This window comes from Bacillus paranthracis (assembly GCF_001883995.1).
In the GTDB taxonomy this organism is placed as follows: Bacteria; Bacillota; Bacilli; order Bacillales; family Bacillaceae_G; genus Bacillus_A; species Bacillus_A paranthracis.
The window spans coordinates 444,643-458,786 of the sequence record NZ_MACE01000049.1 but is presented as its reverse complement, the minus strand read 5'-3'; the positions used below and the strand labels follow the sequence as shown (position 1 = coordinate 458,786).

The 14,144-nt window shown below is 33.6% G+C and carries 15 protein-coding genes and 1 pseudogene; 13 read left to right on the top strand and 3 right to left on the bottom strand.

Annotated features, from left to right (window positions below):
* Window positions 1-92: 92 nt before the first annotated feature.
* From BAQ46_RS19470 to bcbE, 10 genes and pseudogenes are all read left to right on the top strand, one after another.
* Window positions 93-302, top strand: coding sequence for a DUF6366 family protein (locus BAQ46_RS19470; RefSeq protein WP_000711907.1), 210 nt, complete (start codon window positions 93-95; stop codon window positions 300-302).
* Between the two features lie 211 nt (window positions 303-513).
* Complete coding sequence (locus BAQ46_RS19465) at window positions 514-2,811, top strand: glycoside hydrolase (protein ID WP_071742503.1); 2,298 nt, start codon at window positions 514-516, stop codon at window positions 2,809-2,811.
* A 205-nt stretch (window positions 2,812-3,016) separates the two neighbouring features.
* Entirely contained in the window at window positions 3,017-4,018 is a 1,002-nt protein-coding gene (locus BAQ46_RS19460; RefSeq protein WP_002163688.1) for an LCP family protein, read from the top strand.
* Window positions 4,019-4,087: 69 nt separating this feature from the next.
* Window positions 4,088-4,552 (top strand): annotated as a pseudogene (locus tag BAQ46_RS19455) (sensor histidine kinase); the annotation flags it as partial.
* A 101-nt stretch (window positions 4,553-4,653) separates the two neighbouring features.
* Window positions 4,654-5,475 (top strand): peptidoglycan-N-acetylglucosamine deacetylase, encoded by an 822-nt coding sequence (locus tag BAQ46_RS19450; RefSeq protein WP_000409387.1) that lies wholly within the window; start codon window positions 4,654-4,656, stop codon window positions 5,473-5,475.
* A gap of 14 nt (window positions 5,476-5,489) precedes the next feature.
* On the top strand, window positions 5,490-6,146 hold the full coding sequence (locus tag BAQ46_RS19445; protein WP_000873557.1) for a YkyA family protein: 657 nt from the start codon (window positions 5,490-5,492) through the stop codon (window positions 6,144-6,146).
* A 159-nt stretch (window positions 6,147-6,305) separates the two neighbouring features.
* Window positions 6,306-6,986: an MgtC/SapB family protein gene (locus tag BAQ46_RS19440; RefSeq protein ID WP_000119508.1), complete on the top strand. Its 681-nt coding sequence runs from the start codon at window positions 6,306-6,308 to the stop codon at window positions 6,984-6,986.
* A gap of 93 nt (window positions 6,987-7,079) precedes the next feature.
* A complete protein-coding gene (locus BAQ46_RS19435; protein ID WP_048556916.1) occupies window positions 7,080-7,604 on the top strand; it encodes a GNAT family N-acetyltransferase in 525 nt (174 codons plus the stop codon).
* 266 nt (window positions 7,605-7,870) lie between these two features.
* Window positions 7,871-8,077, top strand: a complete 207-nt coding sequence (locus tag BAQ46_RS19430; RefSeq protein ID WP_000113545.1) for an alpha/beta-type small acid-soluble spore protein — start codon at window positions 7,871-7,873, stop codon at window positions 8,075-8,077.
* Window positions 8,078-8,313: 236 nt separating this feature from the next.
* A complete protein-coding gene (gene bcbE, locus BAQ46_RS19425; RefSeq protein WP_061130949.1) occupies window positions 8,314-9,543 on the top strand; it encodes a bacillibactin exporter BcbE in 1,230 nt (409 codons plus the stop codon).
* A 53-nt stretch (window positions 9,544-9,596) separates the two neighbouring features.
* Here the strand turns inward: bcbE and BAQ46_RS19420 are convergent, their stop codons facing one another.
* The gene (locus BAQ46_RS19420) at window positions 9,597-10,211 is read right to left on the bottom strand and encodes a LysE/ArgO family amino acid transporter (protein ID WP_061130937.1); all 615 of its coding nucleotides are present in this window, start codon (window positions 10,209-10,211) and stop codon (window positions 9,597-9,599) included.
* 150 nt (window positions 10,212-10,361) lie between these two features.
* On the opposite strand from BAQ46_RS19420, the gene BAQ46_RS19415 reads away from it, so the two are divergent.
* Entirely contained in the window at window positions 10,362-10,529 is a 168-nt protein-coding gene (locus BAQ46_RS19415) for a DUF3933 family protein (protein WP_061130936.1), read from the top strand.
* A gap of 106 nt (window positions 10,530-10,635) precedes the next feature.
* Here BAQ46_RS19415 and BAQ46_RS19410 read toward each other — a convergent pair whose 3' ends face one another.
* Both BAQ46_RS19410 and BAQ46_RS19405 read right to left on the bottom strand, forming a co-directional pair.
* Window positions 10,636-11,601 carry a patatin-like phospholipase family protein gene (locus tag BAQ46_RS19410; protein ID WP_048556914.1) on the bottom strand — a complete coding sequence of 322 codons (966 nt, stop codon included), beginning with the start codon at window positions 11,599-11,601 and terminating at the stop codon, window positions 10,636-10,638.
* A gap of 88 nt (window positions 11,602-11,689) precedes the next feature.
* Window positions 11,690-11,836, bottom strand: a complete 147-nt coding sequence (locus tag BAQ46_RS19405) for a YjcZ family sporulation protein (protein WP_061130935.1) — start codon at window positions 11,834-11,836, stop codon at window positions 11,690-11,692.
* A 224-nt stretch (window positions 11,837-12,060) separates the two neighbouring features.
* On the opposite strand from BAQ46_RS19405, the gene BAQ46_RS19400 reads away from it, so the two are divergent.
* Window positions 12,061-12,813 (top strand): YwqG family protein, encoded by a 753-nt coding sequence (locus tag BAQ46_RS19400; protein ID WP_071742501.1) that lies wholly within the window; start codon window positions 12,061-12,063, stop codon window positions 12,811-12,813.
* A 145-nt stretch (window positions 12,814-12,958) separates the two neighbouring features.
* The gene (locus BAQ46_RS19395) at window positions 12,959-14,119 is read left to right on the top strand and encodes a transglutaminase domain-containing protein (protein ID WP_061130933.1); all 1,161 of its coding nucleotides are present in this window, start codon (window positions 12,959-12,961) and stop codon (window positions 14,117-14,119) included.
* The last annotated feature ends 25 nt before the right edge of the window (window positions 14,120-14,144 follow it).

Sequence of the window (14,144 nt, the reverse complement as noted above, 5' to 3'; positions counted from 1 at the left end):
TTCTTTATGTTGTAAATATGTTTGCATATAAAAGAAAAATATGAATGTATAATTTAGTAAAGAGTATATTAACTTGGAGGTGAACGGATCATATGAAGAAAGAGTTACCGGAAGAAAAAAGAGAACGTATAAGGCAAAGTGAATTGAAAAACAATTCTACCGGTTCTTTACATGATGGGCTCAACAGAGCTGAAACGGGTAGTCCAGTTGATATGGCGGGTGGTATGAATTGGAAAGGTACAGCGATAGTAATTTTAGTGCTAGTTTTAGCGTATATTATATACACTTATTTTTTTAGTTAAGAAATGCATGTTAAAGCTTTGAATGATTTGCTTTTATAATTAGTGAGGATGAAAAAACACGGTTATTGTAATATATATATTAAGCAGATTATAGTTGCCCATATATATTTATTTTTAATCCCAAAAATAGAGCTAGCATTATGCTGGTTCTATTTTTTTGCCACATTCCTGTAACAAAGCCTCTGTATATTCAGTGGTGGAGGTGCAGAAGATGAAAAAAATGATAGCAATATGTCTTCTTACAACGATGTCATTTTCGACTTTAGTCGGGTGTGATGTAAAAGGTAGCAATACTGTTCAAGAGTCTAAAATAAAGAAAGCAACGTATAAAGAATTTACTTATGATGTCAATCCAGAGACTTTCACGTTAATTGTAGAACATGATGGCGTAAAGGCACTGGCATCACAGCCCTTGCCGAAAATGAAGGTGTTGAATGTAAAAAAAGAAAAGGATCGTACATCTTGGGAATATCCAGATCAAAAAGTAAAAGTGAGTCTAGAGAAGAAAAAAGATCACTTAAATATTGAAGTAGAATCGACTGGTGCAGAAAGCTTTACTTGGCCGAAAGTACAAGCTGAAAATTATACACTTCCGTTATGGGAAGGGAAGCAAATTTCGAGTAATGATGAAAATTGGAAGAAGTTTTTAAAGGATGATGCATATTCATTTGCTGAATCATTTTCTATGAAGTTTTTCGCATTAAATGGTTTGAAATATTCAATTGTATATATCGCGAACAATATGTTTAATAATGAGGTGAAATTTCATTCGGATCCGAAAATCGGGTTTGATTTTATACATGAATTTCCGCGTATAAATAAAAATAAAACATATGGATTTCAAGTATATGTGACAAATAATGATGTAGTAAGTATTGCTAAACTGTATAAAGACAATATCGCTCGAAAAGGTGAATTTAAAACATTAAAAGAAAAGGCTAGAAAAAATAAAGAGATAGAAAAGCTTTACGGTGCAGCTCATTTTTATTTTTGGAATCAAAATGGCTTATCAGAAAGTAATGTAAATTGGCCAAAGCTAAGAGAGAAAATAAATAGCCCTTTGTTTAGCCATATAAAAGAGCTTATTCAAAAATATAGTTCAGAGCCTGGGGAATTGAATGTATTAGATCAAGTAAGTAAACAAGATTTCATTGATAAGTATCAAAAAAATGTTATTTTACGTTATATAAACGAAGTGTTATCAATGAAAGAATTTTATAAAGATGATATTTTTCAAAACGTTAATCAGGAAGCTAGTGTGCTATTAAAGAAAGGTGTAGGTCACTTAACGAATACAGAATTGTATAGCTTAAATAAGCATTTATTAAAGTCGCTACTTGGTGATGCGGTTGAAGAGGTAAGTAAATGGGGTAATGCAGATGGAACGGACATACTAAAGGAAATGAAAGAGGCAGGAATAGAAAAAGCGTGGATTGGTCTGCCAAACTGGGAACAAGGATTTATGCAACCTAATTTCGTGACAGAAGCTAAGGAAATGGGGTATTTAGTTGGTCCGTATGACTCATATCATTCCATTCACGAAAAAAGTGATAAAAATTGGAACACAGCATCCTTTAATGACCCATCATTATACGAAGAGGCTACTGTAACGAAGAAAAATGGAGAAAAGGTGCAAGGGGTTTTAGGTAGAGGGCGAAAATTAAATCCAACTTTATCTCTTCCTAGTGTAAAAGAACGAATGAACGATATATTACAAAATGGACCTAAATATAATTCATGGTTTATTGATTGTGATGCGACAGGTGAAATTTACGATGACTATTCAGCGAAACATATAACGACACAAGAGCAAGATTTAAAAGCACGTTTAAAACGAATGGACTACATTGCGCAAGAAAAGGGTATGGTCGTTGGTTCTGAAGGCGGAAATGATTTTGCTAGTAGTACGATTGCATTTGCTCATGGTATTGAAACGCCTGTAATTAAATGGGACGATGAAGATATGAGGAAAAATAAAACAAGTCCGTATTATGTAGGTGGATATTGGTCACCGAATCAAAATGTTCCAGAAAAATATGCGAAACAAGTACCGTTAAAAGAAGAGTATAAACAAGTATATTTAAATCCTGCATATTCAGTACCATTATATAAATTAGTATACAATGATTCTGTAATTACAACGCACCACTGGGAATGGGGAAGCTTGAAAGTAAAAGATGAGGTTAGAAACCGTATGTTATACGAATTATTGTATAACGTTCCTCCGTTGTACCATTTAGATAAAGTAGAGTGGAATAAGCATAAACAAGAAATTACGCAGCACCTGAAAGTTTGGAATGAAGTTCATGAAAAGGCAGTAAAAGAAGAAATGACGAACTTTGCATATTTGTCAGAAGATAAGTTAGTACAATCAGCTTCGTATGGAAAAAATATTGAAATTATTGTGAATTTCTCAAATGAAGAGATAGAAATACAAAAGACGAAAATAAAAGCAAAATCAGCTTTCATTATTAATAATGGAAAGCAAACTATGTATACACCAAACTAATAAAATTATAATATATGAATTTAAAAAATAATTTTATATAAATAGTGACTTGCCAAAAATAAGCACGAGAGTATAATGTGAAATGGAGTACATATTGGATTTGCGCAGTAACCTTACAAAATTGTAAGGTAATTGAAAGGAAATTCAATATGAAGGTTAATAGACTTGCATTATAATTGGGAAAGAGAAAGAGAGGCGAATGGATATGAGCTCTGAATTAGAACAGAATACGAGAAGCAGTAAAAAACGTTCTAAAAGAAAATCAATAAAATGGTTCATTATAATTCCATTGTTCTTACTTATTTTTGGTGGAGTAGGATATGGATCGTTAATATATAATAAAGCAAAAGCAGTAGTAAGTGATGCATATGCACAAATTGATAAATCATCGAAGCGTGATAAAGAAGTTGAACCTTTAAAGGATAACATTTCAATTCTAATTATGGGTGTTGATGGTAGTGAAATGAGAAAAAGCCAATACGGAGAAGCTGTTCGAACAGATGCACTTTTATTAGCAACAATTAATAAAGATGATAAATCAGTTAAATTAGTAAGTATTCCGCGTGATTCACGTGTATATATTCCATCTAGAAAGAAATTAGATAAAATTACACATGCACACGTATTTGGTGGTGTTGAAAGTACACGCGATACAGTGGAAAGATTTTTAAATGTTCCTGTTGATTATTATGTGAAGTTTAACTTTGAATCATTCGTACAAATTGTCGATTCACTTGGTGGTATTGATATTGATGTACCAGTTACTTTCACTGAACAAGATAGTAAAGACCAAGCAGGTATGATTCATTTAGAGAAAGGCTACCAACATTTAAATGGAGAACAAGCACTTGCGCTTGCAAGAACGCGTAAAATTGACAGTGATGCAATGCGTGGTCAAAGACAACAACTTGTAATTGAAGCAATTGCTAAAAAAGCGATGTCTGTTCAATCTATTAGCAAAATGGGCTCTTTACTTGATGCGGTTGATAAAAATATGAAAACGAACTTAACTTTCGATGATATGCTTGCTATTACGAAAAATATGGCAGGATCTAATTTGGAAATGGAAAAAATGCAAGTGGAAGGTACGGATAAACGTATCGGAGGCATTTATTATTACATTCCAAATGAAAAAAATGTGAAAGATATTTCGAAAAAATTAAATGAACATTTAGGTGTAACACCAAAGCCAGTTCGAAATGAATAATAAAAAAAGATTGGCCTTTGCCAATCTTTTTTTATCGAGATGGATTTGTAACTTTTCTGTAACGATTTTTTATACTTAAATCATTTCAATTTATATAAACAAAAGGTGCAATTATACGATATACTAGAGGAGAAGATTTGGCAATTAACTCCTAATGCTGAAGAGAAGCAAATGCAATTCATCAAAACTATAGAAAGAATCGAATTGATAGGAGATCGAAATAGACTAAAGCAAATTTTCTTGAATATTGTTTAAAATGCCATTAAATATTCACATAAAAATGGTAAAGTATATATTGAGGTGACTAAAAATAAAGGACAAGCAGTGATAAAGGTGAAAGACGAAGGGATTGGAATTGCTAAAGAGCATTTACTGTATATAGAACAGTCATTTTACCAGATTAATAATTATGCTACAGGTGCGGGTCTTGGTTTAGCCATCGTTAAAAAAATGGTGGAGCTTCATGGAGGTACAATAAATATTATAAGTAAAGAAGGAATAGGAACGACCATTTTGATAAAACTCCCATTATAATACATATATAGGTCTGTTTATATAGTGTAATAAAATAAATAGATGTATAATTATATTGGGTGATTTATATATAAGATTAATAGGGAGAGGAATTCGATAGAATGGAAAAAGCTTTTAAAATTAAACGAGTAGTATTCGTTTTAATAGCGATTGCAGCAGTAGCTATTGGGTATTTCATGTTTCAATCCATTACTTCACCAGCAAAGGCTGTTGCAAAACAAGAAAATGTAGTACAACTCGCAAGTGAACAACCGAAAGTAGAAATGAATAAAACGGCACCAAGTCGTTTTAATGGCAAGGAAAGAAAAGTTGCTTATCTTACATTTGATGATGGCCCGGGGAAATATACGGCTGAATTATTAAATACGTTAAAACAACATGATGCGAAGGCGACATTCTTTTTAATTGGAGCGAATGTAAAAGAGTTTCCAGATTTAGTGAAACGAGAAAATGCAGAAGGTCATTATGTAGGAATGCATAGTATGACGCATAATTTTGCAAAGTTATATAAAAATGGCGAGTATGTAAATGAGATGAAAGAAGATCAAAGCTTAATCGCCAATATTATTGGGAAATCACCTAAATTAACACGTCCACCATACGGTTCAATGCCTGGATTAAATGAAAGTCTTCGAAATAAAGTGGTAGAGGGCGGCTTTAAAGTGTGGGATTGGACAATTGATTCATTAGATTGGAAATATAATAAAATGCAAGTTGATGCAGCTGCAGCACAAATTGCTCAAAATGTATTAACAAATGCAACAAAACCACAAGAAGTCATTTTAATGCATGATATTCATCCGCAATCAGTTGCTGCTGTGCCAGCAATTTTAAAAGGGTTAAAAGAAAAGGGTTATGAGTTTGAAGCTTATCATGAAGAGAGTCACTTCCCAGTGAATTTCTGGCATGATAACCGTATGTAATGGAGGAATGAACGTTGAAGTATGGAAAAGTAGCAGTAGTTGGAGCACTATCAGTAGGACTATTAACAGGTTGTTTCGGTGAAAAACCAGAAGAAAACCTATATACAGCTTTTGAAACAGCGGCGACACAAGAGAAATCATTAGTTGATGAAGCGAAAAAATTAGAGAAGTTAGAGAAGGAAGGCCAAGAACTATATTCTCAAATTTTACAAGAAGGTAAAGATCATAATGACGCTGTTATGAAGAAAATAGAGCAGGCTACTGCCAATGTAGATAATCGTGAAAAAGCTTTGAAAAATGAGAAAGAAATGCTAGAAAAAGCTCAGAAAGAAACGAAATCTGTTCAAGGAAATATAGAGAAGCTTGAAGATAAAAAGTTACAAAAACAAGCGAAAGCAGTAGAAGAGTCGTATAAAAATCGTTATGATGCATTCCAAAAGATGAATGAAAATTATACGAAGGCGTTAGCGACCGAAAAAGAATTGTATGAAAAATTAAAAGTAAAAGAAACGAAATTAAAAGAGATTGGTGAAAAAGTTAAGGCTGTTAATGAATTAACTATGGAAGCACAAAAATCAAAAGAGCAATTTAACAATTTTACAAAAGAGTATAATGACAGTAAATTAGCATTCTACAAAGATGCAGAGATTAAGATTAAAGATAAGAAATAAAGAAGAGTTTTAAGCGTAATAAAAAGCCGGAGAAACATCGTCACAAATGTTTTTTCGGTTTTTTACGTTAAATGGATAGAAAAGACTGGAATTGATATCATAAAAGAGTTATAGTGAATTATTCCAAGGGAAACATTGTAAAGTAAGGAGACTGGAAATATGTCATATGAATTTTTACTCAAATTAGGTTTAGCACTCTTTTTAGGATTATTCATCGGGATAGATAGGCAGCTAAAGAATAAACCACTTGGTGTGAAAACAAGTATGGTTATTTCTGTAGCAAGTTGTTTAATTACGATGGTTTCAATTGAATCTGTACATGTATATTCTGTTCCAGGGCATACAAATATGGATCCCATGCGTTTAGCTGCTCAAATTGTGAGTGGAATTGGTTTTCTTGGAGCAGGTGTTATTTTACGAAGAAGTAATGACGTTATTTCTGGATTAACGACCGCCTCTATGGTGTGGGCTGCTTCAGCTTTAGGTATTGCGATTGGAGCAGGATTTTATTTACAAGCGACGGTTGCTATGATTTTAATTATTTTAGCAATTAATGTACTTCCGCAACTTGTGAAAATTGCAGGACCGTATTCATTAAGACAAAAGGACTTGTCTATTAAAATTACTGTAAAAGAGCATCATGAGTTAGATGGTATATTTAAGCAGATTAAAAATTTAGGAATGCATGTAAAACGCGTGAAGATTAAAGATATAGATAGTGGAGCATTTCAGCAATTGGAGATGGTTATTTTAGCTCCAGAAGATTTATATACAACTGAGTTATATAGCTCACTAAAAGAGATAGATCGTGTTGTTTCAGTTGAAGTGGAAAGTAGATAATTGTAACAAAAAAGAGTGAAGTGAATTCACTCTTTTTTGTTTGGATTTTTAAGGAAGTAAATTGATATAATGATGAGTAAACGAGGGGGAGAAATGATGGAAATACATATTAGAAGAGCGATAAAAGATGATATACCAGGTATAGCAAAGGTCCACGCTGATAGTTGGAAAACGACATATCAAGGCATATTCCCTAACGAGATTTTAGAAAATATAACATATGAGAAACGGGAAAAACAATGGGAAAACATTTTTCAAAAAGAAAGTAACCATCAATTTAGATTTGTAGCAGAGACGTTAAATGGAGAAATAGTTGGATTCATCGATGGAGGAGCAGAAAGAACTGGTACATATAATTGTGATGGAGAATTATATGCGATTTACCTTTTACAAGAGTATCAAGGCATGAAAATAGGACAAAAGTTATTTCAAGCTTTACTATCTGAATGTACAAACAATAATATGCAATCACTTTTAGTATGGGTTGTTACGAATAACCCTTCTAAAACGTTTTATGAAAAGTTTAATCCAGAAAAAATTGATACAAAATTTTTAGAAAGATTACAGGTGGAAGAGACAGCGTATTGTTGGAAAGATATTAATAATATTATTATGTAAAGTGTATGTTTGAAAGAGGTATACCAATTAAAGTATACCTTTTTTGTTTCACTCGAATGGTTTGGACATAATGCGAAAGATATATGAAAAGAAGAAATGAAAGTACTAACAAATAGAAATTTAGAAGTAGTAACTTCTTAGTATAAAATGATGTAAGAGTCTCTCATTGTAGAGACTCTTTTTTTAAAATATAAATAACCAAAAATTACCATGTATTTAAATTAAAATTTAACACAATTTATATATAAATAAGGAGGTGATTGGTAATGGCTAGAAATCGTAATTCTAATCAATTAGCATCACATGGAGCACAAGCGGCTTTAGATCAAATGAAATATGAAATTGCACAAGAGTTTGGTGTACAACTTGGCGCTGATACTTCTTCACGTGCAAACGGTTCTGTAGGCGGTGAAATTACAAAACGCCTTGTAGCGATGGCAGAACAACAACTTGGTGGCGGATATACTCGCTAATTGTAGAAGGTTATAGGAGAAAGGAAGGATTCTTCCTTTCTTTTTTTTTCAATTAATTGGTATGGATATATTGTGAACTGGATTCAAAGAATAGGAATAATACTATATTTTCCCCAATTTCTTTTGTTGTGAATGGGAAGTAGTAAAAATGTAATAGCCCTGGTGGAATGAAAAGTTACGTTCCAGCAGGGCTATTATATGGTAAGAAATATATGATGAAAGGTTTCGAAGCCAACATGTTAAAAAAAGAAAACTGTTGTTTGATTGCGCTTGCATCAGTTCCACTTGTTATGACATTAGGGAATTCAATGCTCATTCCAATTCTGCCGACTATTGAAAAGAAATTACATATTTCATCGTTTCAAGTATCCATGATTATTACCATTTATTCTATCGTAGCCATTCTACTTATACCGATTGCTGGTTATTTATCAGATAGATGGGGACGAAAGATGGTAATGGTTCCGAGTTTGCTGATTGCGGCTATAGGAGGAGCGATAACTGGTTGGGTATCTTGGAAAGTTGATAATCCCTACACTTGGATATTGATCGGTAGAGCGATTCAAGGTATTGGTGCTGCTGGTGCAATGCCAGTTGTTATACCGTGTGTTGGTGATTTATACAAAGATGAAAAACAAGTTAGTACAGGTTTAGGAATCATCGAAACATCCAATACATTTGGGAAAGTGTTGAGCCCTATTTTAGGGTCTGCTCTGGCTGCCATTGTATGGTTCTTGCCGTTTTGGGCGATTCCAGTTTTATGCGTAGTATCAATTGTTTTATTACTTGTTCTAGTAAAGGCAAAGAAACAAGAAGGAGAAGTACCACCGCTTAAAGAGTTTATAAAATCAATTCTTGCTACGTTTCGAGAAAAAGGAAGATGGTTAATTGCCATTTTTGCATTAGGTGCAATTATTATGCTTATTTTATTCGGAATTCTCTTTTATTTGTCAACTATATTGGAATCAAAGTATGACATTCATGGTATTTGGAAAGGGTGTGTACTTGCAATCCCGTTACTTGTACTGTCACTTAGTTCATATATGGCTGGCAAAAAAATTGGAGATAACCAAAATGTGATGAAGAAGTGTATTTACATTGGTTTTTTAATGGCTGCTGCATCAGTCATCATTCCTTTATTTATAAAAGGAATTTATTTACTACTCCTTTGTCTCGTTATTATGGGGGTAGGAATTGGTATGGCACTCCCATGTTTAGATGCTCTCATTACACAAGGAATTGAAAAGGAGCAAAGGGGGACGGTTACGTCATTTTATAGTTCTATGCGATTTATCGGTGTAGCAGCTGGACCACCTCTATACTCTTTTTTCATGAAAGGTGCTGACCATGAAGTGTTTTATGTAACAAGTATTCTCGCTGGGATTGGTGCTGCTATAGCAATCATTTGGATTAAACCAGCAAAAGATGCAAAGAACGTAAAAAAGAAACCAGAAACTACTTCATAATTTGTAAGAGAATTGCATGATGTTTTCAGTAACATGCAATTCTCTTTCGTTCATTAGGAATAAATAACTTGTTTTAACATATAAAGTGCGACACTCCATATGATGAGACCAGAAAATTTATTTAATAATACGATTGTCTTTCCGGTTGAGTCTAGCCTTTTTAGAAATTTCCCCGCTAAAGCTAAGCTTATAAACCAAATCCAAGAAACGATAATAGTTGCAAGTGTGAAAGCCCATTTTTCATTTCCTATGTATTGAATCGAATTTGTTCCAATTACACCGATTGTATCTAAAATTGCATGTGGATTTAATAATGAAACCGATGCAGCGAAAAGTATTTGTTTTTTTACTGGCATACTTTTTTCTTGTTTTACATCGTTGGAAGGGTTACTTCTCCAAATAACAAAGCCCATGTATAGGAGAAAGAAAAATCCAATTATATATAACGAGTTAGTTAGCCAAGAAAAAGTAAGGAGTACAAGGGAAACACCTTGTACCGCTATCAATATGAGTAACGTATCACATATAGAGGCAGTTAATACGACAGGGGCTGCCCTCCAAATATTTGGTTGGCTCGCACCTTGGTTAAAGACGAAAACATTTTGAACACCTAATGGAATGATAAGACCAAATGCAAGAATGATCCCATGAATAATTGCTTCACTCATCATATTTCCTCCTATTTAAATTTATTATGATAGTGTATATTGTATAGAAGAAATGAAAATTTGTATCCATATTCATACGCAACATTAGAAGAAATTGAAATAGGTATAAAAAAACTTGCACAACTAATGAAAAAGTAAGAGGAGAAAGTAATGAAACAATATGTAATTTGCCAAATTATCAATGGAGAAAAATATTTAGCTGCTTATGCGGAGACGAAGCAGGAAGCAATTGAAAAAGCAGAATTGTTAGGATTACGAAAGGGAAATCGATACACCGTTATTACTGCAGAGGAAGCAGAAGGGTTAACTTATCCTTAAACAACGTATAATAATGATACAGAAAGTAAATAAGCTTAGTAATATATTATATTACTAGGCTTATTTTTTGAAAGCGTTACGTGTTCTCGTATAAAAGATAATAATATTATGAGTCAAGTTGACGGAAATAACGATTTGATTTTCGATCCTGATTTCCGTTTCTATAGTTATCAATATATTGTCTGAAATTCCACGATTGTAAAAACTTATTTGCGGCGTTATAACCAGAATTGTATAGCCACTCTTTTTCTTCCATTGTTAACTCAAAGTTTGTACTAGTAATGGATCCTGTTGGGATTGTAATTGTTCTTGCTTTTGATTCCTTGTCTAAATGACGTAAATCATGGGCTTGCATCATTGTTTTAAAAAGTCCTTTGAACATGGAGATAGGCTCGTTGTAGTGGGCTGGGTCAGCTTGAATCTCATCTTTTACGAAATGAAACCCAAAAGTCGGCCAGCGGGGAGAGGTAGGGGAGTCGAAAATCCAAATTGGATAATTGCTTAAAATTCCTCCATCAACCATATAACAAGGCTGCTTCCATTTTGGGGTTCTCCATTTTACCGGTTCAAAAAAGAAGGGGATTGTACTACTCATTCGTACAGCTTTAGCAATAGAGAAGCGATAATTTAAAAATCCGTAGTTCGGTAAGTCATCAGGAAAGATAACCATTTTACCATTACTTATATCAGAAGCGATAATTTTAAGCTTATTTAAATCAGGTAAATCTGTAAATAAATGAACTCCTTTTTTTCGAAGTAATTCTTCAATCCATTCTTCTATAAAAATATTAGAGTAAATACCAAGAGTAGTCCATGCGCTTAATCCTTTCCCAATAAACGGGATTCTGTCAATAAAGGTTTTCTTCGTAAATTTATCATAATCAATATTTGTTATAATCGTTTTTAGCTCTGAGCAAGAGTATCCTGCTGCTAGGAGCGCAGCGATAATCGAACCAGCTGATGTTCCAGCTACACGTTCCCATTCATAGCCTTTTTCAGCTAACGCGCAAATTGCCCCTACATGCGCAATTCCGCGTACACCGCCTCCTTCAAAAACACCATCAATCTTCATAAAGTCATACTTCCTTTCACATAAAATATTTGAAAATGGCAAAAAAGCACGTATTATACGTGCTTTTTTACAATAGTTTTTAAATTTACTAGCAGCCTACAAAGCCGCCCCAACAGCTAGCTCCGATGATGATTAGAAGGATAAATAAAACGATTAATAAAGCGAAGCCTCCATAACCACATCCACCGCCGTAACCGCCGTAACCGTAACCGCCGCAACTATATCCGTAACCCATGTGGAATTCCTCCTTAAATTAAAAATAAAAATGAACGAGGGGAAAATGTACTGGAAGAAATAATGAACTATCGTGTTTGTAGGAACAATGTATACTATGCTTTTTTAAACTTGTTCGCGTATGAAGGAAGAGCCCGTTTTTTGGGAGGCTTGTTGTTTTTATAAAGAATGGAGTATAATTTTTGTGCGATGATACAAATAAGTATGTAAATATAAGGAGAATGTATGAATAAACAAATTGAAGTATTAATTGATAAATATGGGCTGACGCATTTAAAAGAGGAACTTATGAATACTGTATTTCCTTGTATAAAAGTTGTGCCAAAGCAGGAGGAAACAGTAGCGATAGGTAGTTCGAAAATGGGAGGGGTTCCTGACTTGCCATTTACATTTGAATATCCAACGCATAAAGGAAATACGTTACAGTTTATTGCACAATTTAATTTAAAGGATTTACAAAATGTTGGTATGGATCATAATCTTCCTAAGACAGGGATGTTATATTTTTTTAGCGTTGAAAATTACTTTGAAGCAGATGTGAATCCAACCGAAGCGGGACGTGTACTTTATTATGATGTTCCTGTTGAGCAATTACGGAGAGCGGATGAATTGCAAACGAATTATAACCAGTGTGCAACTACTTTTGAACTGACATATAAATTGCCAGAGCTTTTCATTGAAGATGAGAATGATTCAGATCGTTTCTTACAATTACTTGAAGAACTAATCCCAGATAACTACGATAACCATCAAATATTTGGTGAGCCATTTTCTGTACAAGATGAGGTATTGTACGAAACTGGACAGTATATGGAAATAGACCCGCAGCAAATGACGCTTTTATTCCAAATTGATTCAGATACTAAAAATTGTAATATGATGTGGGGAGATTTAGGGATGCTTTATTTCTGTATAGGAAATGAAGACTTGAAAAATCGACGTTTTGAAAATGCATGTTGTGTATTACAAACTTGTTAATGAAAAGGGTTGTTCTTGTAAAAAGAACAACCCTTTTACAATGTTAAATATGCATAATCTCATATGACCTATACGAAAAAGTATTGTATACTCTGAAACTATACGATACTTTTTCGTATAGTTATAGAATGTAAGGAGTGACATGATGGGAAAGACAAGTAAGTATGTGACAGCTGCCGCACTTTGTTCAACTATAGTAATGGGGGGCTTACACGCGTCATCTGTATCTTATGCAGCTACAAATCAAACTGTAGCGACATCGCAATCAGATACAAAGTTGTTAAATGATTTCAAAAAAGAATTAAAAAAACAGGTTGATAATCGAGAAGAAAATATTACAATCACATATAAAACAAAAGATAGAAATGCTAGAAATGTGATGGACCAATTGTACGGCGAGTTTAATAAAGTTGTAGATGCAGATGAGTATATAAAATATAATGTAGCGTCTACTAGATATTCCATTAAAGGGTTACCAGGAAACTATACGTTTACACTGCAAGTGAAGTACCGTGAATCGAAGGAGCAAACACAATATGTAAAATCTCAGGCAAAAGCGATTATCGGCTCGATTGTAAAACCAGGGATGGATGATCATGAGAAAGTAAAAGCTATTCATGATTACGTTGTAAAATATGTATCGTATGACACGTCGTATCAAGCATATACAGCATATGAAGCGTTAGCGAATCGCTCTGCTGTTTGCCAAGGATATACGTTATTAACATATGAATTACTAAAAGAAGCAGGTATCCAAAACCATATTGTAACAGGTACAGGAAATGGACAAGCTCACGCATGGAATTTAGTGAACATTGAAAACAAATGGTACCACCTTGATACTACATTCGATGATCCAGTGCCAGATAAAGCTGGACGTGTAACATATTCATATTTTAATATGTCTGACGAGCAGTTAAGTAAAGATCACGAATGGGATCGTAGCAAATATCCTGCAGCATCTACAAGCTACTTTAATGAATTAACAAACAAAATAAAAGTGGGTAGTTCAAAGACTGCGGCGTATGAACAAATGTTAAAAGAAACAAATTTAAAATATATGTCTACACAATACGGAGCAGAGAATTATAGTGAGTTTAAGAAGAAATTACAGCAACAATTTGCTTCTAAGCCAGAAAAGGTAGAAGTACGATATAAGCAGTCTATGGATGGGACGATGCAAGATATAAAGAAAGTATTAAATGAAATAAATTGGCCAAAAGGTGCAAAGCGTGTGTCTTATCAAGTAGCACCTTATAGTGCGATGGCAGATTATTCATTAGTGACAATTACATTTACGTATTAATCGGTGAAAGAGAGCATCTGTAAAG